20 protein-coding genes and 2 pseudogenes are annotated in these 21,200 nt (G+C 56.8%); 18 read left to right on the plus strand and 4 right to left on the minus strand.

What is annotated here, in order from left to right; genetic code table 11:
* Nucleotides 1-954: an ABC transporter permease gene (locus ABVR31_RS21475; RefSeq protein WP_058758909.1), complete on the plus strand. Its 954-nt coding sequence runs from the start codon at nucleotides 1-3 to the stop codon at nucleotides 952-954.
* Between the two features lie 28 nt (nucleotides 955-982).
* A pseudogene (locus ABVR31_RS21480) lies at nucleotides 983-2,622 on the plus strand (FGGY-family carbohydrate kinase).
* A 55-nt stretch (nucleotides 2,623-2,677) separates the two neighbouring features.
* Here the strand turns inward: ABVR31_RS21480 and ABVR31_RS21485 are convergent.
* Nucleotides 2,678-3,085 (minus strand): Rid family hydrolase, encoded by a 408-nt coding sequence (locus tag ABVR31_RS21485; protein WP_021508771.1) that lies wholly within the window; start codon nucleotides 3,083-3,085, stop codon nucleotides 2,678-2,680.
* Between the two features lie 251 nt (nucleotides 3,086-3,336).
* Between ABVR31_RS21485 and ABVR31_RS21490 the strand changes: the two genes are divergently transcribed.
* The 10 genes and pseudogenes from ABVR31_RS21490 (at nucleotide 3,337) to ABVR31_RS21535 (ending at nucleotide 12,970) form a co-directional block, all read left to right on the plus strand.
* Nucleotides 3,337-4,275: a GlxA family transcriptional regulator gene (locus ABVR31_RS21490; RefSeq protein ID WP_372774755.1), complete on the plus strand. Its 939-nt coding sequence runs from the start codon at nucleotides 3,337-3,339 to the stop codon at nucleotides 4,273-4,275.
* A gap of 151 nt (nucleotides 4,276-4,426) precedes the next feature.
* On the plus strand, nucleotides 4,427-5,242 hold the full coding sequence (locus ABVR31_RS21495) for an SDR family oxidoreductase (protein ID WP_315659625.1): 816 nt from the start codon (nucleotides 4,427-4,429) through the stop codon (nucleotides 5,240-5,242).
* A 57-nt stretch (nucleotides 5,243-5,299) separates the two neighbouring features.
* Entirely contained in the window at nucleotides 5,300-6,061 is a 762-nt protein-coding gene (locus ABVR31_RS21500) for an SDR family oxidoreductase (protein WP_372774490.1), read from the plus strand.
* A 45-nt stretch (nucleotides 6,062-6,106) separates the two neighbouring features.
* The gene (locus ABVR31_RS21505; protein WP_315659622.1) at nucleotides 6,107-7,309 is read left to right on the plus strand and encodes an MFS transporter; all 1,203 of its coding nucleotides are present in this window, start codon (nucleotides 6,107-6,109) and stop codon (nucleotides 7,307-7,309) included.
* 290 nt (nucleotides 7,310-7,599) lie between these two features.
* Complete coding sequence (locus ABVR31_RS21510; RefSeq protein ID WP_315659620.1) at nucleotides 7,600-8,598, plus strand: ABC transporter substrate-binding protein; 999 nt, start codon at nucleotides 7,600-7,602, stop codon at nucleotides 8,596-8,598.
* Nucleotides 8,598-9,635, plus strand: a complete 1,038-nt coding sequence (locus ABVR31_RS21515) for an iron ABC transporter permease (protein WP_058758695.1) — start codon at nucleotides 8,598-8,600, stop codon at nucleotides 9,633-9,635. Before ABVR31_RS21510 ends, ABVR31_RS21515 begins: the two co-directional genes overlap by 1 nt.
* On the plus strand, nucleotides 9,635-10,396 hold the full coding sequence (locus ABVR31_RS21520) for an ABC transporter ATP-binding protein (RefSeq protein ID WP_058758694.1): 762 nt from the start codon (nucleotides 9,635-9,637) through the stop codon (nucleotides 10,394-10,396). Before ABVR31_RS21515 ends, ABVR31_RS21520 begins: the two co-directional genes overlap by 1 nt.
* Before the next feature lie 11 nt (nucleotides 10,397-10,407).
* Nucleotides 10,408-11,658, plus strand: coding sequence for an MDR family MFS transporter (locus tag ABVR31_RS21525; RefSeq protein ID WP_372774493.1), 1,251 nt, complete (start codon nucleotides 10,408-10,410; stop codon nucleotides 11,656-11,658).
* Nucleotides 11,659-11,822: 164 nt separating this feature from the next.
* Nucleotides 11,823-12,209, plus strand: a complete 387-nt coding sequence (locus tag ABVR31_RS21530; RefSeq protein WP_309784386.1) for a VOC family protein — start codon at nucleotides 11,823-11,825, stop codon at nucleotides 12,207-12,209.
* A 13-nt stretch (nucleotides 12,210-12,222) separates the two neighbouring features.
* Nucleotides 12,223-12,970, plus strand: a pseudogene (locus ABVR31_RS21535) (2-phosphosulfolactate phosphatase).
* A gap of 63 nt (nucleotides 12,971-13,033) precedes the next feature.
* Here ABVR31_RS21535 and ABVR31_RS21540 read toward each other — a convergent pair.
* Nucleotides 13,034-13,468: a GNAT family N-acetyltransferase gene (locus ABVR31_RS21540; protein ID WP_031279940.1), complete on the minus strand. Its 435-nt coding sequence runs from the start codon at nucleotides 13,466-13,468 to the stop codon at nucleotides 13,034-13,036.
* A 315-nt stretch (nucleotides 13,469-13,783) separates the two neighbouring features.
* Between ABVR31_RS21540 and ABVR31_RS21545 the strand changes: the two genes are divergently transcribed.
* Genes ABVR31_RS21545 through ABVR31_RS21555 form a run of 3 tightly spaced genes read left to right on the plus strand, consistent with a single transcriptional unit; the run spans nucleotide 13,784 to nucleotide 15,199 of the window.
* Nucleotides 13,784-14,107, plus strand: a complete 324-nt coding sequence (locus ABVR31_RS21545) for an antibiotic biosynthesis monooxygenase (RefSeq protein ID WP_288422290.1) — start codon at nucleotides 13,784-13,786, stop codon at nucleotides 14,105-14,107.
* Nucleotides 14,100-14,492 carry an amino acid-binding protein gene (locus ABVR31_RS21550; RefSeq protein ID WP_166710657.1) on the plus strand — a complete coding sequence of 131 codons (393 nt, stop codon included), beginning with the start codon at nucleotides 14,100-14,102 and terminating at the stop codon, nucleotides 14,490-14,492. Before ABVR31_RS21545 ends, ABVR31_RS21550 begins: the two co-directional genes overlap by 8 nt.
* Nucleotides 14,489-15,199, plus strand: a complete 711-nt coding sequence (locus ABVR31_RS21555) for a helix-turn-helix transcriptional regulator (RefSeq protein WP_288422291.1) — start codon at nucleotides 14,489-14,491, stop codon at nucleotides 15,197-15,199. The genes ABVR31_RS21550 and ABVR31_RS21555 overlap by 4 nt, the downstream gene beginning before the upstream one ends.
* A gap of 173 nt (nucleotides 15,200-15,372) precedes the next feature.
* On the opposite strand, the gene ABVR31_RS21560 is transcribed toward ABVR31_RS21555, so the two are convergent.
* A complete protein-coding gene (locus ABVR31_RS21560; RefSeq protein WP_222952261.1) occupies nucleotides 15,373-16,320 on the minus strand; it encodes a sulfonate ABC transporter substrate-binding protein in 948 nt (315 codons plus the stop codon).
* Between the two features lie 242 nt (nucleotides 16,321-16,562).
* Between ABVR31_RS21560 and ABVR31_RS21565 the strand changes: the two genes are divergently transcribed.
* From ABVR31_RS21565 to ABVR31_RS21575, 3 genes are all read left to right on the plus strand, one after another.
* Nucleotides 16,563-18,617 carry an FUSC family protein gene (locus ABVR31_RS21565; protein ID WP_288422293.1) on the plus strand — a complete coding sequence of 685 codons (2,055 nt, stop codon included), beginning with the start codon at nucleotides 16,563-16,565 and terminating at the stop codon, nucleotides 18,615-18,617.
* 106 nt (nucleotides 18,618-18,723) lie between these two features.
* Nucleotides 18,724-18,945: a YdgH/BhsA/McbA-like domain containing protein gene (locus ABVR31_RS21570; protein WP_010615756.1), complete on the plus strand. Its 222-nt coding sequence runs from the start codon at nucleotides 18,724-18,726 to the stop codon at nucleotides 18,943-18,945.
* 150 nt (nucleotides 18,946-19,095) lie between these two features.
* On the plus strand, nucleotides 19,096-19,797 hold the full coding sequence (locus ABVR31_RS21575; RefSeq protein ID WP_058758684.1) for an aspartate/glutamate racemase family protein: 702 nt from the start codon (nucleotides 19,096-19,098) through the stop codon (nucleotides 19,795-19,797).
* A 125-nt stretch (nucleotides 19,798-19,922) separates the two neighbouring features.
* Here the strand turns inward: ABVR31_RS21575 and ABVR31_RS21580 are convergent, their stop codons facing one another.
* On the minus strand, nucleotides 19,923-21,194 hold the full coding sequence (locus ABVR31_RS21580; RefSeq protein ID WP_372774497.1) for an alanine racemase: 1,272 nt from the start codon (nucleotides 21,192-21,194) through the stop codon (nucleotides 19,923-19,925).
* Nucleotides 21,195-21,200 lie beyond the last annotated feature (6 nt).

Raw genomic sequence — 21,200 nt, forward strand, 5'->3', positions numbered from 1 at the left:
ATGACGACATTAAACCGATTCTTCCCCGGCGACCGCATCATCCGTTTGCAGTTGCTGATCATCGTGGCCGTTGCCGTGCTGTTCTCCTTTACGCTGGGTGGCAGCTTTTACAGCGTCGGCAATTTCCAGTCGATCTCCTCGCAGTTACCGATTCTAGGCATGCTGGCGCTGGGGATGGGCATTACCATGCTGACCGGCGGGATCAACCTTTCGATCATTGCCGGTGCCAATGCGTGTTCGCTGGTGATGGCGGCGATTCTGGTGGCGCATCCGAACCAGCCGGAATATGTCGCGCTGGCGCTGCTTGCGGGTCTGGGTGTGGCGCTGGTGATTGGGGTGCTCAATGGCGCGCTGATTGCCTTTATCGGGGTTTCACCAATTCTGGCGACGCTCGGCACCATGACGCTGATCGCCGGACTGAATATTCTGCTGACCAACGGCGCGGTCATTTCCGGCTTCCCGCCGGTAATTCAGTACCTCAGCAACGGCAGCCTGCTGGGTATCCCGGTCGCCCTGGTGTTATTCCTGCTGGTGGCGCTGCTGCTGTGGGTGTTTCTGGAACACACTACGCTCGGCCGCAGCCTGTATCTGATGGGTTCCAGCGAGCAGGCGACGCGGTTCAGTGGGGTCAACACGCATAAAGTCACCATCGCAGTGTATGTGCTTTCTGCTCTGCTGGGGTGGGGCGCGGCACTGCTGATGATGTCCAAATTTAACTCGGCACAGGCTGGCTACGGCGACTCCTATTTGCTGGTGACCATTCTGGCCTCGGTGCTTGGCGGCATTAACCCTGACGGCGGTTTTGGCCGGGTGATCGGGCTGGTGCTGGCGCTCATCGTACTGCAAATGCTGGAAAGCGGCCTGAACCTGATGGGCGTCAGTAGTTACCTGACCATGGCGCTGTGGGGTTGTGTCCTGATCCTGTTTATCGCTCTGCAAAACAGAAAATCATAAGCGAAAGCTTTTCAAGAAAGGAAAGAACATGGCGAGTTATTTTATTGGCGTCGACGTAGGAACCGGCAGCGCCCGCGCGGGCGTCTTCGACATGACTGGCCGTATGCTCGGCCAGGCCAGCCGGGAGATCACGCTCTACCGCCCGAAAGCTGATTTTGTTGAGCAATCCTCTGATGAGATCTGGCAGTCCGTGTGTAACGCGATTAAAGACGTGGTCAGTCAGGCGGATATCAACCCGATTCAGGTGAAAGGCATCGGTTTTGACGCCACCTGTTCGCTGGTGGTGCTGGATAAAGAAGGCAAACCGCTGACCGTCAGCCCGACCGGGCGCAGCGAGCAGAACATTATTGTCTGGATGGATCACCGCGCGATCACGCAGGCGAACGCATCAATGCCACCGGCCATCGCGTGCTGGAGTTTGTTGGCGGGATTATCTCGCCGGAAATGCAGACCCCCAAACTGCTGTGGCTGAAACAGCACATGCCGACCACCTGGAGTAACGTCGGGCATCTTTTCGACCTGCCGGATTTCCTCACCTGGCGTGCCACCCAGGATACCACGCGCTCTTTGTGTTCTACCGTCTGCAAATGGACCTATATCGGCCATGAAGACCGCTGGGATCCGAGCTATTTCCGCCAGATTGGCCTGGAGGATTTACTGGAAAACAACGCGGCAAAGATCGGCAGTGAAGTGAAAACCATGGGTGAGCCGCTGGGGCATGGCCTGACGCAGCGCGCCGCCGCAGAAATGGGGTTGATGGCGGGCACGGCGGTCAGCGTTTCGATTATTGATGCGCACGCCGGCAGCCTCGGTATTCTTGGTGCCAGCGGCGCATCTGGCGAATCAGCGGATTTTGACAACCGCATTGCGCTGATTGGCGGCACGTCCACGGCCCATATGGCGATGTCGCGCAGCGCGCGCTATATCGGTGGCATCTGGGGGCCGTACTATTCGGCGATTTTGCCGGATTACTGGCTGAACGAAGGCGGACAATCCACCACCGGCGCGCTGATTGACCATGTGATACAGTCGCATCCGTGTTATCAGGATCTGCTCAAGCAGGGCAAAGACAGCGGCAAAACCATTTATGAAGTGCTTAACGGCATACTACGCAAGATGGCGGGTGAACCCGAGAATATTGCCTTCCTGACCAAAGACATTCATATGCTGCCTTATTTCCATGGCAACCGCTCACCGCGTGCCAATCCGACCCTGACCGGCACGCTGACTGGCCTGAAACTGTCGCGCACGCCGGAAGACATGGCGCTGCATTATCTCGCCACCATTCAGGCGCTGGCGCTTGGCACTCGCCATATTATTGAAACCATGAACCAGAGCGGTTACTGCATTGATACCATTATGGCCAGCGGTGGCGGCACCAAAAATCCCATCTTTGTACAGGAGCACTCCAACGCGACGGGCTGCGCGATGCTATTGCCGGAAGAGAGTGAAGCCATGTTGCTCGGCAGCGCGATGATGGGCACCGTGGCGGCGGGCGCATACGACTCTTTGCCCGAAGCGATGGCCACCATGAGCCGCATCGGTAAGACGATCACGCCGCAGACCAACAAAATCAAAGAGTATTACGACCGTAAATACCGCGTATTCCATGAGATGTACCATGACAGCATGAAATACCGGCAGCTGATGCAGGGAAAAGCCGAATAAATGCGGAAGAAGCAGGGCTGTAATCACAGCCCTGTGACGTAAGTGGCGGTTGCGGTTATTTTTGTCCATCTGCCTGAAGCACCCTTTTCGCCACAATCCGCATTTCTACCAGGGCGTTTTCCGGAATGAACTCTGACACGCCGATGGCAGACCATGCCGGGTAGGGGGCTTTGATATACACATCTTTGACCTTAGAAAATACCCCGATGTGTTTTTTAAGATCGATATGAAAGGTGGTCATCTCCAGTATATGTTCATAGTCCAGTCCGGCAGCGTTTAAATACACACCCAGCTTATAAAACGCATCATGGAATTGTTCTTCAGGGTGGGTACTTATCGGTTTGTCTTTCCGCGCTGCCGTCACCCCGGAAAGATACAGGGTGCCATCGGCTTCGATAACGGGAGAGAAGTGCCAGTCATGGTAATAGTGCTGAAATTCTTCAGGAACGATCGATTTTTTCATGGTTTTTTCTCTGGTTGATGACCTGGGCAATGGCCGCCTGTTTAAAACCGTATGTCTGGCGAACTGCCCGATCGGGTACTCTTAACATAAAATGGCGCAGAAGATCCGCAGCAGGTCGGTGTCATCGCCTTTTTTATTTTTCCGCAGGTGATACCGCTGAGGGAAATCGGGTTATTGTCATGGCTCACCCTGCTTAACATCAGGCCGGACACAGTATGGCAGACGGTGCCGGACGACTGAAGGAGACGACGATGCACCGGGTAGGTTTACTGATTTCCGATGATTTTCAGGTTCTGGGATTATCCACGCTGAGCATTTTTGAGTTTGCCAATCAGGTAAACGGCGAACCGTTTTATCACTGCACGGTTTATTCAGAGCGCGGTGGCACGGTGCAGTCCTCTTCCGGCTTCGGCGTGGACAGCCAGCCGATTCATGCAGAGATGGAAATGGATACCTGGCTGGTCGCAGGCGTAATGACGCCGCTGGAGCTGCCGGCCACACCGGGCATCGTTGATTTTCTGCAGGTGCACGCGCCCCGGGCCCGCCGGGTGGCCGGGATCTGTACCGGCGCATTCGTGCTGGGGCAGGCCGGTCTGTTATCGGAGCGCCGCGCCACTACGCACTGGGTACATGCCCAGAGTCTGCAACTGCTGCACCCGACGACGCGGATAGAAGAAGACCGCATCTTTATTATTGACGATCACATCTGGACCTCGGCAGGACTTACCGCGGGGCTGGATATGGCGCTGGGAATGGTGGAGAAAGATCTCGGTGCCGAAGTGGCGCGCAGCGTGGCACACCTGCTGGTCATGCATCACCGCCGCTCCGGCGGACAGACGCAGCACTCTGAAATGCTGATGCTGTCTCCGCGCAGCGACCGGCTGCAGTCGGCGCTGGAATATGCGCGCAACAATCTCAGTAAAGCGCTGACTATCGAAGACCTTGCGGATGCGGTTCACCTCAGCGCGCGGCAGCTCAGCCGCCTGTTCCGTTCTGAGACGGGCAAGTCGCCGGCCAAAGCCATTGAGGGATTACGACTGGAAAACGCCCGCTTGCTGATCGAGCAGAGCAGGCTGCCGATGGAGGTGATAGCCCGTGAATCCGGCTTCCGCGATCGCCGCCACATGCGGGAAGTGTTCATTCGCGGTTACGGCATCCCGCCGCAGTCGCTGCGCACCGGTAAAGCCTGACGCGCGCTGTCACGCCTGAACGCCTTCTGATCATGATGGCCGGAATCCCGGTCATCATGTTGTCCGAAATCACGACCTTTCTCGTCAGCCGCGCCGGTGCGCGACTGCGTACTATGAATTCACCAACCCGATAACTGACAAGGTGAATATCATGACGCAGCAGACACACACCAACCGCGGCACTGCCGTTGTCACCGGCGCCTCTACCGGTATGGGCGCACTGTACGCCGGCCGCCTGGCACGCATGGGCTATGACCTGATCATCGTGGCCCGCAATCACAACCGCCTGAACCAGCTGGCTGAACACATCACCACCGACAGCGGCCGCAGCGTGGAAGTCATCACCGCGGACCTGGCCGATGCCGCACAGCTGAACGCGCTGGAAGAGAAGCTGCGTCAGGACGCGAGCATTACGCTGCTGGTGAATAACGCCGGCATCGGCACCCATACCCCATTGCTGGACAGCGACGTGGCGCAGATGAACGCCATGATTAACCTCAACGTCATCGCGCTGACCCGCCTGACCTATGCGCTGGTGCCGGGCATGGTGGCGCGCGGGCGCGGCGCCATCATCAACATCGCCTCGATCGTCAGCATTGCGCCTGAGCTGCTGAACGGTGTTTACGGCGGCAGCAAGGCTTACGTGCTGGCGTTCAGTCAGTCGCTGCACCATGAACTGGCCGGTAAGGGGATTCAGGTGCAGGCTGTACTGCCTGGCGCTACCGCGACACCGTTCTGGGATAACGGCGGTCTGCCGGTTGACCAGCTTGACCCGCACATCGTCATGAGCGCGCAGGAGATGGTTGATGCGGCGCTCACCGGCTTCGCCCGCGGCGAGCTCATTACCATTCCGTCCCTGCAGGACGAAGCGCTCTGGACCCGCTATGAGCAGGCGCGTCAGGCCATGATGCCGCACCTCGGCAGCGACGCGCCGGCTGAACGCTATCGGCCCGTCTCTGTGCACTGAACGCCCCCCTTATTCAGAATCGCAATCCCAATAACTGTCCCATTAAGGAATCAGATCATGAAACTGACCGATAACACCATCTTCATCACGGGCGGCACTTCTGGCATCGGCCGCGCCATGGCAGAAAAATTTCATCAGCTGGGCAACCAGGTGATTATCTCCGGACGCCGCGAGACGCTGCTGCAGGAAGTCACCGCCGCCAGTCCGGGCATGGACTATGTAGTGCTGGACGTCACGCGCGCCGACAGCATTCAGGCCGCGGCACAGAGCGTGCTGGAACGCTATCCGGCCCTGAACGTGGTCATCAATAATGCTGGCATCATGCCGTTTGATAATGCGGCGGGCGAACTGGATGACGCGCAGGCGGTGACGCTACTGAACACCAACATTCTGGGACCGGTACGCGTCAGTGCGGCGTTTATCGAACACCTGAAGCAGCAGCCGGACGCGGTACTGATTAACAACAGCTCGGTGCTGGCCTTCCTGCCGCTGGCGACCAACGCGCTTTACTCGGCCACCAAGGCCGCGATTCACTCCTATACCCTGTCGCAGCGCTTCCTGCTGCGTGATACCGGCGTGCAGGTCATCGAAATTTCACCGCCGTGGGTGGATACCGATCTGATTTATAAAAGCGGCGACCCGCGCGCCATGCCGCTGGACGCCTTCATCAGCGAGACATTTGAAAAGCTGGGTACCGACACCATCGAAGCGATTGTCGACCGCGTGCTGCCGGTGCGCGATAACCCGGGCGCGAACGAGCATACGCTGGTGAATCAGTTCAACCAGTCTGTGGCGGATAACCCGATTCCTGTTCAGTAAACATTTCAGGGGCAGCGCCCCTGAAGTTTATGCCGGAGAGAAATAATGAACGCTGTCATCACCTCTTCCCAGCGCCGCGCGCTGCGTGCGCTGAGCATTGCCTACTTCGTTCAGGCTACCGGCGCGCTGTCTGTCGCTGGCAGTCTGCCGGCCATCTCAGCAGCCTGGCAGCTGACTGATGCGCAGAGCGCGCGCTTACTGAGTGTTTTCGGACTCACCTTCGCGCTGGCGGCTCCGCTGGTGCAGGTGCTGTTTGGTCACCTGCGCCGTCGCCGGCTGGTGCTCACCGGCATTGCGCTGTTTAGCCTGGGTGCCTTCGCGTTTGTGCTGTCGCCGGGCTACAACGCACTGCTCGCCTCACGCATCCTGATGGGGGCTGGCGCCGGGTTCATCGGTCCGGTGCTGGTTGCGCTGGGCTCCGAACTGGTCCATGAACAGCTACGCGGCCGGGCCATCGGCATGGTACTGCTCGGGGTATCGATGGCAAGCCTTGCCGGTATTCCGCTCGCCGCCTGGGTAGCCAGCCTGTGGGGCGCGAAAGCCCTGTTTGTGCTGGTCGGCGTGGTGAGCCTGCTGAGCGGGCTGAACATTTTGCTGACGGTGCCGGATGACAGCGCGGGGACGCGCATCCGCCTGCGTGAGATGGCCGGCGTGCTGGCCGATGGCAAATACCTGACGGCTTTCCTGGTGGTATTTTTTATTACTTCCGGCGTTTACAGCTTTTACGCTTTTATCGCGCCGCTCATTCGCGACACCTACACTGGCGGCACGCATGCGGTCTCCGCAGCGCTGGCCGTGCTGGGCGTTGCCGGCGTGCTGGGCAATCTCTGGGTCACCCGCGTGGCGACACGCTTTACCGCTGAGAAGCTGCTGCTGAGCGGCATGACGCTGCTCATCGTCGATACGGCCTTGATCGCCGTGCTGCCGAAAGCGCTGGGCGTGCTGCTGGCGGCACTGGTGGTCTGGGCGTTTGCCACCGATCTGCTCTGGCCCAGCCAGCAGCGCCGGATCGTCGAGCTGGCATCAGTCCGCCATCGCGGCATTGCGCTGGCGCTGACCAGTGCCTTCATGTTTGGTGGTATCGGCTTTGGCTCTGCGGTCGCATCATGGATATATCCACTCGCCGGCTTTTACGGGCTGATCGGCATGTCGGTGGCCTTTATTCTGCTGGCGATGCTCAGTCTGCAGCTGTCAGAAAAGCGCAGGCAACCGGTAAACATCGCTGAGTGCGGTCAGCGTCAGGCCTGAATCGGTGGATGCCTCTAACCCGGTGCCGCGAAGCGAATGTTGGCCTGGCACGCTCTGCGCATTAAATACGTTACGCCAGCGGGGGAAGGGGACCGGCTGGCTGCGGACAGGCTTTTACAGAACGTCCGGTATGCGATCCCGGCAGGCCCATGACGATGATAACTCAGGGAAACAATCTCCCGTTGACACCTTAAAGTGCCCATTGTATAAAAGCCCGCTTCGTTAATGAGTTTCATTTGCATTAAAGCGGCGCGGGCTTCTCAAAACATTATCAATGGGGATAGGGGTTAATGAAAAAGGTCATCTGCACGTTATGTTTGGTGTTTGCATCGGTTAGTTCTGCGCTGGCCACCACCTATCCTCTCACGATTGAAAACTGCGGCTATAAAGAGACCTTCACCAAACCGCCTGAGCGCGTGGTGGCGCTGGGGCAAAATACTGCAGAAATTTTGCTGCTGCTCGGCCTGCAGGACAAGGTCATCGCCAGCGCTTTCTGGCCAACCAAAGTGTTGCCACAGCTGGCTGCACAGAATGCAAAAATCAAAACGCTGACGGTTGAAATCCCCACCCTCGAATCCGTGCTGGCGCAAAATCCGGACTTCGTTCCTGCCCAGACGCCGCTGCTGCTGGGACCCGAGAGCAAGGTGGCAAAACGCGAAGATTTAATCACCCTTGGCGTGAACAGTTATGTGTCGCCTGGAATGTGCGCCACCAAAAAAGCCGCAGGGGATATGTATGGCAGTCGCCAGCAGCTGTGGGATATGACGTTCCTGTATCAGGAGATTCAGGACTTCGCCAAAATTTTCAACGTGGAAGATCGTGGCCAGGCGGTGATTGCCGATTTCAAAAAACGAGAAGCGGCACTGCGTCAGGAGTTTGGTAGCAGCAAGAAAGATCTCTCGTTTGTGTTCTGGTTCTCAAGCTCGTCACCGTCTGCGGATGCCTATGTGGGCGGTAAAAACAGTCCATCCGGATTCATCGCCAGCGTGCTGGGCGGGCACAACGCCATCACGTCAGAGACCGAATGGCCGACGGTCAGCTGGGAGAGCATCATCGCTGCCAATCCGGATGTGATCGTGGTCTCCAGTCTCGATCGCAATCGCTGGGCGCTGGATAAAGCCGAAGAGAAAATCAAATTCCTGAAAAGCGATCCTGCCGTCAGCCAGCTGGATGCGGTAAAAAAAGGCCACATCGTGGTGATGGATGGCCAGGCCATGAACCCGACCATCCGCACTATCTACGGGGCCGAACAGGTGGGTGAGCAGCTGAGAAAACTGGAACTGAACTGATGACCATCGCTGTTGTTCAGGCGCGACAGGGGCTGTTCCTGGCCGCCTCGCTGGTGGCTGCCGTCGCGTTATTATTGCTGGTGATTGCGACCGGTGTCAGCGTCGGAGAACTGTCGATCCCGCTAAAAAGCGTCTTTTATGCCATCAGCAATAAAATGGGGCTCACGCACGTTCCCCTGAGCCGCATCTACGAAAGTGTGATCTGGGACTTTCGCCTCAGCCGGGCGCTGGTGGCGGCGTGCTGTGGCGCTGGATTGGCGATTTGCGGTGCCGTATTGCAAAGCCTGCTGAAGAATGCGCTGGCTGAGCCTTATGTGCTCGGTGTCTCTGCCGGTGCCTCCACCGGGGCGGTTTCTGTCGTGGTGTTGGGCATCGGCAGCGGGGCCGTCTCGCTGTCGGCGGGAGCCTTCGCCGGCGCCTTCACTGCCTTTGCCTTTGTCGCTTTTCTGACGAAAGGGGCACGTGGCGGTAATGAACGCACCATCCTGGCTGGCGTTGCGGCTTCCCAGCTGTTTAATGCCATCACCGCTTATACCATCAGCACCTCTGCCAGTGCGCAGCAGGCGCGCGATGTAATGTTCTGGTTGCTGGGCAGCTTCAGTGGCGTGCGCTGGCCGGAACTCCAGCTGGTGCTGGTGGTAGTGACCCTCGGACTGGCCATTTGCCTCTACTATTCCCGGGCGCTGGATGCGTTCACTTTTGGTGACGATGCGGCTGCCTCGCTGGGTATTGCGGTGCCTCAGGTGCGCCTTGCGCTCTTTATCACCACCGCGCTTATCACCGCCACCATCGTCAGCATGGCCGGTTCAATTGGTTTTATTGGCCTGGTGGTGCCGCATGTTATGCGATTTTTCTTTGGCCCGCTGCATCGCACGTTGCTGATTGCCAGCGCATTGGCCGGTGCCATTCTGATGGTGCTGGCAGATATCGCGTCGCGCCTGCTGATTGCCCCGCAAAGCCTGCCGGTGGGCGTTGTGACCGCGCTGGTTGGCGTACCGTTCTTTGCGGTGATTATCTGGCGTTCGGGGAATAAATAATGAGTATCTCCGCTGACAACATTAGCTGGAAGGTCGGAAAAAAGGTCATCGTCGATAACGTATCGCTGCACATTTCCCGTGGTGAAACTGTCGGGCTGATTGGTCCAAACGGCTGCGGCAAATCTTCCCTCCTGCGCATCCTCGCCGGCCTGCGGCGCCCGGATGCCGGCTGTGTGACGCTGGACGGGCAAAATATCGCCCGCATTGCCCGCAAACAGATTGGTCGTCGGGTAGCATTCGTCGAGCAGCACGGCATGACTGACGCCAATATGCGTGTGCGCGATGTGGTGAAACTGGGGCGCATTCCGCATCATTCTCCGTTTTCCAACTGGAGCGCGCACGATGACGAAACCGTGACGGCCGCTCTGCAGCGCGTGGACATGCTGGAGAAAAGTGAGCAGGGATGGCTGAGTCTCTCCGGTGGCGAACGTCAGCGTGTGCATATTGCCCGCGCACTGGCGCAAACGCCGAGCGAAATTCTGCTGGACGAACCGACCAACCATCTGGATATCCATCACCAGATGCAATTAATGCAGCTGATCAGCGAGTTACCGGTTACCAGCATTGTCGCCATTCACGATCTCAACCATGCATCGATGTTCTGCGATTCGCTGATCGTGATGCAGAACGGTCAAATCATCGCAACCGGCACGCCGCAGGATATCCTGACCGAGGCGCTGCTTTGGCAGGTATTCCGGGTGAAAACCAAAATTGAGATCTCCCGCTTTCATGGCAAGAAGCACATTCATTTTATTTTTTAGGGTCAGGTAGCATGCTTCCGTTCTCGCTGCGTCCTGTCTCTACCCTGCGCCCGGGCGTTTTGCTGGGCAGCCAGTTTGTTTTCAACATTGGCTTTTACGCGGTCGTTCCCTTTCTGGCGATATTCTTACGCGATGATATGTTGCTCTCCGGCGGCGTTATCGGGCTGATTCTGGGATTACGCACCTTCTCCCAGCAGGGGATGTTTCTTCTCGGTGGGGCGCTCTCTGACCGGTACGGCGCAAAGATCATTATCCTGTGTGGCTGTCTGGTCCGGATTACGGGTTATCTGTTGCTGGCGCTGGGGCAATCGCTGTGGCCGATCATTCTGGGTGCCTGTCTGACGGGCATCGGCGGTGCGCTGTTTTCCCCGTCAATTGAAGCGCTGCTGGCCAAAGCGGGAACGCAAAGCGAGGCGCAAGGCAAGCGCGGCCGCGCGGAGTGGTTTGCGCTGTTTGCGGTGTGCGGCGAACTCGGTGCCGTACTGGGCCCGGTGGCTGGCGCACTGCTGACCGGATTCGGTTTCCGCCAGGTGGCACTGGCAGGGGCCGCGGTCTTTGTCATCGCGCTGATTGTCCTGTACTTTTTTCTCCCTGCTACAGGTAACAGCAAACAGGCGCTAAAAATTGTCCCCTGGTGGATGACCTTCCGCCAGCCGCGTTTTGTCGCTTTCATCGTGGCTTACAGCTCGTGGCTTTTGAGCTACAACCAGCTGTATCTGGCGTTGCCAGTGGAGATTCGGCGGGCAGGCGGCAGCGAGAAAGATCTCGGCCCGCTCTTTATGCTGGCCTCGGTGTTGATCATTGCTTTTCAGCTGCCGCTGGCGCGCTTTGCACGACGCGTGGGGACGGTAAAAGTTTTACCGGTGGGTTTTTTGCTGCTCTCCGCCGCGTTTGCCAGCGTGGCCCTGTTCGCGTCAACCGCGCCGCCTGACGGCTGGCTGCGGTTAATTCCTGCGGTGTGTCTGGTGACGTTTTTGACATTCGGCCAGATGCTGCTGGTGCCGTCGGCCAAAGATTTGATTCCCCGGTTTGCCGACCCCGCGACGCTGGGTGCACATTACGGCGCCCTTGCCACCGCCGGCGGCTTCGCGGTGCTGGCCGGAAATTTAATGTTTGGACCGCTGCTGGACAACGCGCTTGTCCCTTCAACGCAGGCTATTCATCCCTGGCTGCTGCTGGCGCTGTTTCCCCTGTGCAGCGCCGTTGCCATGACCCTGATTTGTCGCCCGCTGCGCAGCGCACCGATCGGGAAACCTGAATAACCGTTGCTGCCATTCGGGTTATAACGGCGCGGAGCATAGCCAGACGCGCACAACGCGGGCAGGGCAGGTTGCGCAGGCTCTCATCGACAAATGACCAACCCGATCATGTGTAAACTCTACCTGGTTAACAGCACCCAGAAAAACGTTTTCAGGAGTCTAGCCAGATGTTTACGCACATGCGCATTGCCAGACCCGTCACCCAGCTTGAACGATCGGTGCTGATGTTTAGTCAGGGACTGGATCTGCAAAAAATTGCCGAATTCCACGATCACGACGGTTTCAATGGCGTGATGCTGGGGCGAAAAGACCTCGACTGGCACCTCGAATTCACCTGCTGCCCGGGACATCCCGTTATACCCTCGCCAACCGAAGACGATCTCCTCGTCCTCTATTATCCGGATGAAAATGCATGGAAGCTGGCATGCGAAAGCATGGTTGAAGCGGGTTTTAAACGGACGAATTCTTTCAATCCTTACTGGGATGTGAATGGGCAAACCTTCGTCGATCCCGACGGGTACCGGGTGGTGATGCAAAACAGGGCGTGGGAATAACGGAGAAAGCCTCGTGCAATGGTTCAGTCAGGAAAAATTTGCGGTTCGTCTTGAGTGGGGCCTGCCTGCGGTAGAGCATCTTGCCGGGGAAGTCGACTGCGCTGTCATTGTTGACGTTATGTCGTTCTCAACTTGCGTCAGTATGGCTGTCAATAATGGTGCCTGTGTCTATCCGTACCCCTGGAAAGATGCTTCTGCTATTGAATATGGTTTGAAAATGGGAGCCAGCACAGCGAGTCCGGACAGACGATTCAGCGGTGAAGGTTACAGCCTATCGCCGGCTTCGCTAAGAAACATAAGCGAGGGTGAAAAACTGATCCTTCCATCGCCTAACGGTTCAGCCGTTTCATTCAAAGCAAGGGATGCAGGAGTAGCAGTGTTGAGCGGCTGTTTCAGAAACATATCTGCGACCGCGAATGCCTGCCGTTCCTTCGGCCGTGTGCTGGTAATTCCCTGCGGAACGCTGGCCCGATGGGAGCCTTCGCCCCGGTATTGAGGATTATGTGGCTGCTGGCGGAATTATCGCTGCAATGGGGCGTCAAAATTGCTCACCAGAAGCAGAGGCTGCGGTGGCTGTCTGGCAGCATTACCAGAAGCAAAACCTGGTGCTTCTACGGGAGTGTTCGTCTGCAATAGAGCTGATGCAACGTGGATTCGCCGCGGATGTCGATCTCTGCCTTGAAGTAGACAAGTCCAGCCTGGAATGTCGGCTTTGGGGTGATGCCTATAGGTCAGCATTGACCGGGCAAAATAGTTTCTAACCTGACCAGACGGCGCGCTTTGTGCCAGGAGCCGACATCAATGAATATTGCTGTAGATTTCACTCAGCGATGTTTCTCTAATCTGATATCTGTGTCATTGATGTCAATTTTATTGCCCCAGCCGAGCTGTATGTAAAATTTTGCTGCACGACTTTGTTTGTCAGTTTCAAGCCAGGCAATCTCATGATGCCTGAATAATTCCTTTTCCGCGATTTCAACAAGCCTGCGGCCTATACCCCTGCCTTCGTACTCCGGGAGAACAAAGGCAGCAAAAAGGCAGCCTTCATCAGGTAAAATCATAGAAAAACCAATAATTTTTTCGTTATCAGTCGCAACCCATGCACAGCAACTCTTTTCAATCAAATCAGCTACTACGTTTTCGGTAATCCCGATTCGCTGCATTTCCTCACGACTTAAATGATTCTCGATAACTGAGATTCTGACATGAAACATGCCATCGATATCAGCTGCCTGGGCGGTTCTTATATTTATGTTCAGAGGTATAACTCCATTCCAGGATAAGCATAAATTTTAGTATTGATGTCATTATTGTGAAGCCATTAGGGTTTCAGTCCAAAACTGCTTGTAATGTCTGTTTTTCGCTTATACCAGACATCGAAGTGTATATGAATCCGCTTTGTATCAGAAGCGGTCATAGCCAGTGGTTCCATATTCCCGCCTTTTAACTTCTGCGTTTGCTGTTTATCGCTTTTTCATGCCGATGGCTTCGCTGACACAGACACTTCGGTACCGGCCGAAGCAACATGGCTTTGTCTTCATTAAGCTGTCTGAAAATTAACGAAGGAGCGGACCATGATTGCAGTACTTTTTGAGGCAGAAGCCCTGCCAGCAGCTCAGGAGCGATATCTTCAACTTGCTTCTGAGCTGACGCCTCTTTTATCCGACACGCCCGGATTTATTTCCATAGAACGCTTCCAGAGCCTGACCACGCCCGGCAAGATCCTCTCTTTGTCCTGGTGGGAAGATGAGGATGCTGTCGCCGGATGGAAACGCAATGTGATGCATCAGGCCGCGCAGCAAGAAGGCAGGCAGTCGATTTTTTCATTCTACAGAATACGGGTAGCCAGCGTATTCCGTGATTACTCTTCTGATAAGGGAACCAATCCGCATGCATGACATTCACGTTATTCTCAAAAATAGCCCGGGCTCGCTGGGTTTACTGGGGAGTGTGTTGGGGAAAAACGGTGTGGGTCTTGAAGGGGGTGGCGTATTTACAACACCGGAAGGCGGACATGCACACTTTCTGGTTGAAGACGGTAATAAAGCGCGCACGGTATTAACTGAAGCCGGTTTTGAAGTCGGCAACCTCTGTCGTCCTCTGGTCAGAAAATTAGCGCAGGAACGTCCCGGAGAGCTGGGCGAAATCGCTGACACGCTTGCCCGGAACGGCATCAATATTCTGGTACAGTACAGCGACCACCATAACCGGCTCATTCTCATTACGGATGATGATGTCCGGGCAGCCGAAGTAACCCGAAAATGGGCAGTAGCTTCTGAATGAACCTTGTTAACCAAACGCGCGAAAGTGAGCCGGATAATGTCCTTGAAACATCAATGGCAATGGTGGCATCTGCGCTGGCAGACCCGTCAAGGGTGGCTATTCTGTGCGCGCTGATGGACGGGCGCGCATGGACAGCGACCGAACTTAGCGTAGTGGCTGGCATAGCAGCATCGACAACCAGCGGGCATCTGAACCGACTCCTCAGCAACGGTCTGGTCATTTGCATGATGCAGGGTCGTCATCGCTATTACAGTCTGGCTGGCCATCCTATCGCCGGATTGCTGGAAAACCTGATGGGGGTTTCCATGGGGACCATTAAGGCCCCCGTTTCCAGTACGCCGCTTCATCTGCGTTATGCACGCACCTGCTATGACCATCTGGCAGGCGAGCTTGCTGTCGAAATTTATGACTTTATGCTTAGGGAAAACTGGCTGGAAGCAGAGGGTTCGGGACTGACATCAGCCGGCAAAATCCATTTTGAGAACGTGGGCGTTTTACTTAACTCCCGCACACGGCGCAAGCCTTGTTGCCCCTGTCTGGACTGGAGTGAAAGGCGTTTCCACCTCGGCGGTGACGCGGGCTCAGCCCTGTTTACGCTTTTCCTGCAAAAAGAATGGGTAAAGCGTATACAGGGATACCGTGAAGTCAACGTAACCGATTCAGGCCGGGTGGCAATGAATCGGCTGTTTAAGCTGAAAATCAGCTGAATTAACGTCAGGTACCGGTCGATGTGATCAGGTGAGCCGGCATATCTTCATTGTGAAAGGTTAAGCGGAGGGCGATAAGTTTGCCCTCAGGATGCGGTAACTTACCGTCCGGCCGTAGAAAACAGGCTTACTCCGCTTCAGGTCAGGCGCTTAATCGCCAGAACATAGAGGGGTTAGTTCTTATCCAGCGACCAGGTCGCGCTGCGCACATCAACCTTCACCGGTAGCAGGCCGACGCGGGTGAAGGTGTCCGCCAGCGCCTGCTGTTCCGCAAACACCTGCGGTGACATGCGTGACGCGCCATAAGGCAGGCGTTGCAGCGTGGTCTGCCAGATGGATTTATCCAGACCGGTGGATTTCGCCAGAATCGCGGCGGCTTCATCCTGATGCTGATTGGCCCAGTCGCTCAGCTTGCTCAACTCGTCAACCACCTGCTTAGCCGTTTGTGGGTGGTTTTCGGCAAACGGGCGGCTGGCAAGATAGAAGGTGTAGTGCGGCACCAGACCTTCGGCGTTGCGCACTTCACGCGCGCCTGCGTTGGCTTCGACCTCAGCCAGGTAGGGATCCCAGATCACCCAGGCATCGATTGCGCCCTTCTGGAAGGCGGCGCGCGCATCGGCCGGCGGCAGGTAAACCGGCGTGACATCTTTATAGTTCAGCCCGGCATCTTCCAGCGCTTTCACCAGCAGATAATTGACGTCTGAACCCTTGTTCAGGCCAACGCGTTTGCCTTTGAGATCGGCCACGCTTTTGATGGGTGAGTCTTTCGGCACCACAATGGCTTCGGTTTTAGGGTTGGCGGGTGAATGTCCGAGATAAATCAGATCGGCTTTTGCCGCCTGCGCGAAGGCGGGTGGCGCATCGCCGGTGGCGGCCAGATCGATACTGCCCACGTTGAGCCCCTCCAGCATTTGCGGGCCGGCGGGGAATTCCACCCAGCGCACCGCAATACCCTCTTTTTTGAAGGTCTCATCCAGCGTGCCGCGATATTTCAGCAGCGCAAAAATGTTGGCTTTCTGATAGCCGATGGTGACGGTTTCCGGGTTGGCGGCGAAGGCGTGCGTGGCGAGCAGGCCGAAGCTGAGTGCCAGTGCGCTCAGGGCAAAACGTTGTGCTTTCATGGGACGTCTCTCGTGGTTTTTCCTACATCCTGGCAAAGTTGTTATATAACCAATAAATAACTTTTTAATATCGCTTATAACTCTAATTCCAGCCTGCATCAGCATTCACTGTAATGGGCAAGTTGCATAGAGAACCGGATAATTAGCACGGTAATAATTTGTATAACAAATCAAAATGTCAACGCCGCAGGCTTCTGTCAGGATAAGCGATAACGTTGCCTGCTATAGGTTGCTCCCGTTCTATGAAGTGGTTTTCCCGAAGCGCCGTACTGTTCTCTGCCAAAACCTGTCTGGCCGCCTTTCTGGCTTTTTATCTTGCGCTGGAACTCAACCTGGACAAACCCGCCTGGTCACTGACCACCGTGTATGTTGCCTCGCAGCTTTATTCCGCTTCGACGGTGTCCAAATCGGTGTTTCGCTTTTTTGGCACCGTGCTGGGCGGGCTGTTTACTCTGCTGATCTATCCGGCTACGGTCCAGTCGCCGATGCTGTTCAGCCTGTGTATTTCACTCTGGGTTGCTGTCTGCCTGTATCTCTCGCTGCACGACCGCACGCCAAAAAGTTACGTCTTTATGCTGGCCGGCTACAGCGCCGCCATTATGGGCTTTCCCGATGTGACCTCGCCCGGCGCCATTACCTATACGGTAATTTCCCGCATTGAGGAAATCACCGTGGCGATTGTCTGCAGCAGCCTGGTGCATCGGCTGATCTTCCCGGTTTCGATGCGCCATCTGCTCGAACAGAGCGTAGGGCTGTGGTATCAGATCGCGCGTAAATTGTGTAGCGAGCTGATGACGGCGATGCCTGCGGCAAAATCGCTGGAGCGCGAGGATATTCTGGTGCAGATGGCCAACTATCCGCTTAACGTCGAAACGCTGATCACCCACTGCGTTTATGAAGGGGATGCCGCGCGGCGGCTGGTGCGGCTGGTCAGCGTGCAGTATCAGCATCTGTCGTACCTTATCCCGACGCTCACCGCCATTGAATCGCGTCTGAATCTGCTGGCACAGCAGCAGATCCGCTTTCCCGATTATGTCGCGACGGCCTTTCAGCAATTTTTACAATGGCTGAACGGTGATGTGCAGCAGCCGGTGCGCGATCGCCTCACCGACGCTCAGGAACAGCTGCAGCAGGCCTGGCGCGCAGGGCGGCTTAACAGTGAAGAGAGCATTTTGCTCATCGGTCTGCTGGAACGGTTACTCAACTTTGTCCGTATTGCTGATGCTTACCACAGCGTCAGCGAGCGCGTCAGTGACTGGACGCCAGCGGTGAAACCGGGCAAGGCGTCACGCGCGCACAAGCATGTCGATAAAGGGCTATTGCTGCTGTCGTGCTTTACTGCCTTCATCGCCACCTTTGCCAGTTGCCTGTTCTGGATCGGTAGCGGCTGGCGTGATGGTTCAACCGCGCCGATGATGGCGGCGGTGCTGTGTTCGTTCTTCGCCGGGCTGGATAGCCCCATCGCGCCGATGAAGCTGTTTCTGAAGGGCGTACTGATCTCCATGGCGATCAGTCTGATTTACGTCACGCTGCTGATCCCGCAGGCGGTGACGTTTGAAGCGCTGGTGATTTGCCTCGCGCCGGGATTGTTTGCTTTAGGGCTGGTGATCGCCAATCCGTCCACCAACCTGATTGGTCTCATCGTCGCCACGCAGATCCCCGGTTTGATCGGCATGAGCCACCATTTCAAACCCGATTTGCAGCTTATAGTGAATGCCATGATCTCCACGCTGGTGGGCATTGCCGTTGCGCTGGTGCTGACGCTGCTGATTCGCAACAAACGCCCGGCGTGGACGGCCACGCGCGCGCTGCGTAAAGGCATTCGCGATCTGCTGCAGTTTATTACCGCGCTGCGCATGAACACCGCCACGCTGACGGCGCGGCAGCAATTTGTCGCACGCACGCTGGACAGAGTAAACGTGATTCTGCCGCGTAAACGTGTCGACCCGGCACCGGAACTGGCAGCGGGCGGTAACCTGATTGCGGAAGCCTGGCTCGGGGCTAACTGCTATGACTATTACACCCGTCATCGGCACCTGCTGCTGGCGAACCAGATAGAAAGCGCAGCCATGTTTCACGAGCTGAGCCAGTTTCTTAAGCAGCGGCTGAAAACGCTGGACAGCACGCCATCGCCGGCGCTGCTGCATGAGCTTGATGTGTTACTGCTGCGGCTGGAGGCGGCGGCGCAGCAGGAAAATGCGCTGTTTGCGCCGCTGTTCCATCTGTTCAATATCCGTCTGTCGCTCTTTCCTGGCGCGCGCTGGCCGCAGCCGCTGGCAGAGCAAAACCGCACATAGTGTGATTAAGATCGCATTTTTTGTTAGGTCGATAATAATAACAATGGTTACTATAACTCCCATGCAGAGCATTCAGCTCTGACCCAAACATTGAAGGAATATGACCATGAAAAACGTAAAAACTCTGACCATCGCTGCTGTTGCTGCTCTTTCTATGATCTCTTTCGGTAGCTTCGCTGCTGAAAGCATCTCCGTTCACGGCAGCACGCTGGATAGCGCTGAAGCCCAGGTTGCCGCTCAGGCTAAAGCGAGTGGTGCGGACAGCTACAAAATCACCAGCGCCCGCGCAGACAACGGCGTGGACATGACTGCTGAGCTGTACAAATAATAACAATCCTTTTCTCCGTTAACGTGCTTAGCCCGGGTTATCCCGGGCTTTTTTGTGCCTGCGATGCGGTTCAGCGCCGCGATGCTTTCAAGCCTTCATTGAATACCGTACAGTGCCAGACGAGCTAATTTCCGTGGGGAACGGTAACTGATGAAAATGATTGGCCTGATTGGCGGCATGAGCTGGGAATCCACCGCGCTCTATTACCGCATCATCAATGAACAGGTAAAGCAACAGCTGGGCGGACTGCACTCGGCGCGCAGCCTGATGTACAGCGTCGATTTTCAGCAAATTGAGAAATTGCAGGTCGCCGGTGAATGGCAGCAGGCCGGTGAAATCCTGGCCGAAGCCGCCCGTAGCCTGGAGAAGGGCGGGGCGGATTTCATTGTGCTGTGCACCAACACCATGCACAAAGTCGCCGATCAGATCACCACGGCCACCCGCATTCCGCTGCTGCATATCGCTGACGCCACGGCACAACGCATTCGTCAGGCCGGCGTGAAACGCGTCGGTCTGCTGGCGACCGCGTTCACCATGGAGCAGGAATTCTATAAAGGGCGCCTTGAGCAGCAATATGACATCGAGGTGCTGGTACCGGACGCTACCGGACGTAAAACGGTGCACGACATTATTTATCAGGAGCTGTGCCTCGGCGTGATCCGTGAAGAATCACGCGCGCAGTACCGTGACATCATCGCTCAGCTGGTGGCACAAGGGGCTGAAGCCATTATCCTTGGCTGTACCGAAATCACGCTGCTGGTTAAAGCGGAGGATGCGGCGGTGCCGCTGTTCGATACCACATTAATCCATGCGCAGGACGCGGTGAAGCTGGCGCTGGCAACAAATAACTAGCCTGCTAATTATAATCTGTGTTATTATGTGTTCATTGAAGGCACAACGCCGACCCGCATGGTCGCACAGGGATGTGCCAGAACTGGCTGCCAGCACTGGCAGCCTTTTTTGTGGCTGAAAAAGCGTCAGAACGCGGTTTCCAGTGAATCGGTGACGCAATAGTCATCATCCACCAACGGTAAATAACGCCACTTGTCAAATGCGGTACAGGGATGGGAAATGCCGCAGCCAATCCAGTCGCCCGGTTGCAGCGGATCGTCCGCCGGTAACTGCAAATAAGCGTGCTGATCGTTGACGTCGGTGATGCGCAAATGCGTAGCCGCGCGCGGTGCGCTGCCGTCCGCCTGACGAATCCACAGCGGATTGGGCAGATCCTGATCGAACGGCACATCGCGCCGGCCGAAATCGACAAAGGCCAGCCCCGGCTCCGGACGCGATAACACGCGGCCCCAGATCTCCAGTGCGGCGCTGAAATGGTGCGTTGCACCCGGCTGCGCAAAGGGGGCAATGCGTGCATACAAGCCGCTGTCATGTGCCATGTACGCACCGGATCGAATCAGCGGCGTGACCGGCAGCGGCAACTGTGCCGCGCTGAAGCAGGCCGCGGCCACATCAAACCACGCGCCACCGCCGGCGCTGAGAATAATTTCCCCGCTGGCAAACAGCTGGTGTTCAGCCAGCAGCGCGGCGGTCGCGATCATCATCTCGCAGTAATCTTTCACCCGCTGCACGCCTGCGGCATCGCGTCCGGCACCCAGCGCACCTTCATAACCGGCCACACCCACCAGCTGCAGTGAGCGGCTATCATGGATTGCATGGGCGATTTCCAGCGCAGCCTGCGGCGAGCGACAGCCGGTGCGGCCGCCGCTGACCGACATCTCCAGCAGTACGGCGATCTGCGCGCCGCCGAGATGCTGCTCAAGCAGTTTTACGCCCTGCAGCGAATCCACATAACAGAGGAAGCCGTGGTCGGGATGCTGCTGTTGCCACTGGCCAATCCAGCGGATCCCGGCGGGATCCACCAGTTCATTGGCGAGAAACACGTTGCGGATGCCAAACTGGCGTAGCGCGCGCACCTGGGCCGGCGTCGCTGCGCTCAGGCCCCAGGCACCGCCTTCACTGACGGCACGGCGCAGAATTGCCGGCGACATCGAGGTTTTGCCGTGCGCGGCCAGCATCACGCCGTTCTCCTGGCAGAACGCCGCCAGTTGCCGCAGGTTATTCTCCAGCGCCGATTGTTTCATCAGCATCAGCGGTGAAAAAACTTCAGGGCTGTTAAACACCGGCGTGCCGTTAGCCAGCGGCTGATTGCCCGTTCCGGCCACGGATTTAAAACGCGGCGCAGGCTGCAGCGCATCCAGCGCGCCGTCGGCCTGCAAAGGGAAGTGAATCGACATCCTGCC

Origin of the sequence: Pantoea sp. WEP (assembly GCF_041678305.1) — a bacterium.
In the GTDB taxonomy this organism is placed as follows: domain Bacteria; phylum Pseudomonadota; class Gammaproteobacteria; order Enterobacterales; family Enterobacteriaceae; genus Pantoea; species Pantoea dispersa.

Coding starts and splice junctions, on each gene's coding strand:
- ABVR31_RS21515 (WP_058758695.1), top strand. CDS start 8,598: ATGACCATCGCTGTTGTTCAGGCGCGACAGGGGCTGTTCCTGGCCGCC.
- ABVR31_RS21475 (WP_058758909.1), top strand. CDS start 1: ATGACGACATTAAACCGATTCTTCCCCGGCGACCGCATCATCCGTTTG.
- ABVR31_RS21545 (WP_288422290.1), top strand. CDS start 13,784: ATGATTGCAGTACTTTTTGAGGCAGAAGCCCTGCCAGCAGCTCAGGAG.
- ABVR31_RS21530 (WP_309784386.1), top strand. CDS start 11,823: ATGTTTACGCACATGCGCATTGCCAGACCCGTCACCCAGCTTGAACGA.
- ABVR31_RS21550 (WP_166710657.1), top strand. CDS start 14,100: ATGCATGACATTCACGTTATTCTCAAAAATAGCCCGGGCTCGCTGGGT.
- ABVR31_RS21505 (WP_315659622.1), top strand. CDS start 6,107: ATGAACGCTGTCATCACCTCTTCCCAGCGCCGCGCGCTGCGTGCGCTG.
- ABVR31_RS21495 (WP_315659625.1), top strand. CDS start 4,427: ATGACGCAGCAGACACACACCAACCGCGGCACTGCCGTTGTCACCGGC.
- ABVR31_RS21565 (WP_288422293.1), top strand. CDS start 16,563: ATGAAGTGGTTTTCCCGAAGCGCCGTACTGTTCTCTGCCAAAACCTGT.
- ABVR31_RS21510 (WP_315659620.1), top strand. CDS start 7,600: ATGAAAAAGGTCATCTGCACGTTATGTTTGGTGTTTGCATCGGTTAGT.
- ABVR31_RS21560 (WP_222952261.1), bottom strand. CDS start 16,320: ATGAAAGCACAACGTTTTGCCCTGAGCGCACTGGCACTCAGCTTCGGC.
- ABVR31_RS21490 (WP_372774755.1), top strand. CDS start 3,337: ATGCACCGGGTAGGTTTACTGATTTCCGATGATTTTCAGGTTCTGGGA.
- ABVR31_RS21485 (WP_021508771.1), bottom strand. CDS start 3,085: ATGAAAAAATCGATCGTTCCTGAAGAATTTCAGCACTATTACCATGAC.
- ABVR31_RS21575 (WP_058758684.1), top strand. CDS start 19,096: ATGAAAATGATTGGCCTGATTGGCGGCATGAGCTGGGAATCCACCGCG.
- ABVR31_RS21500 (WP_372774490.1), top strand. CDS start 5,300: ATGAAACTGACCGATAACACCATCTTCATCACGGGCGGCACTTCTGGC.
- ABVR31_RS21555 (WP_288422291.1), top strand. CDS start 14,489: ATGAACCTTGTTAACCAAACGCGCGAAAGTGAGCCGGATAATGTCCTT.
- ABVR31_RS21580 (WP_372774497.1), bottom strand. CDS start 21,194: ATGTCGATTCACTTCCCTTTGCAGGCCGACGGCGCGCTGGATGCGCTG.
- ABVR31_RS21570 (WP_010615756.1), top strand. CDS start 18,724: ATGAAAAACGTAAAAACTCTGACCATCGCTGCTGTTGCTGCTCTTTCT.
- ABVR31_RS21525 (WP_372774493.1), top strand. CDS start 10,408: ATGCTTCCGTTCTCGCTGCGTCCTGTCTCTACCCTGCGCCCGGGCGTT.
- ABVR31_RS21520 (WP_058758694.1), top strand. CDS start 9,635: ATGAGTATCTCCGCTGACAACATTAGCTGGAAGGTCGGAAAAAAGGTC.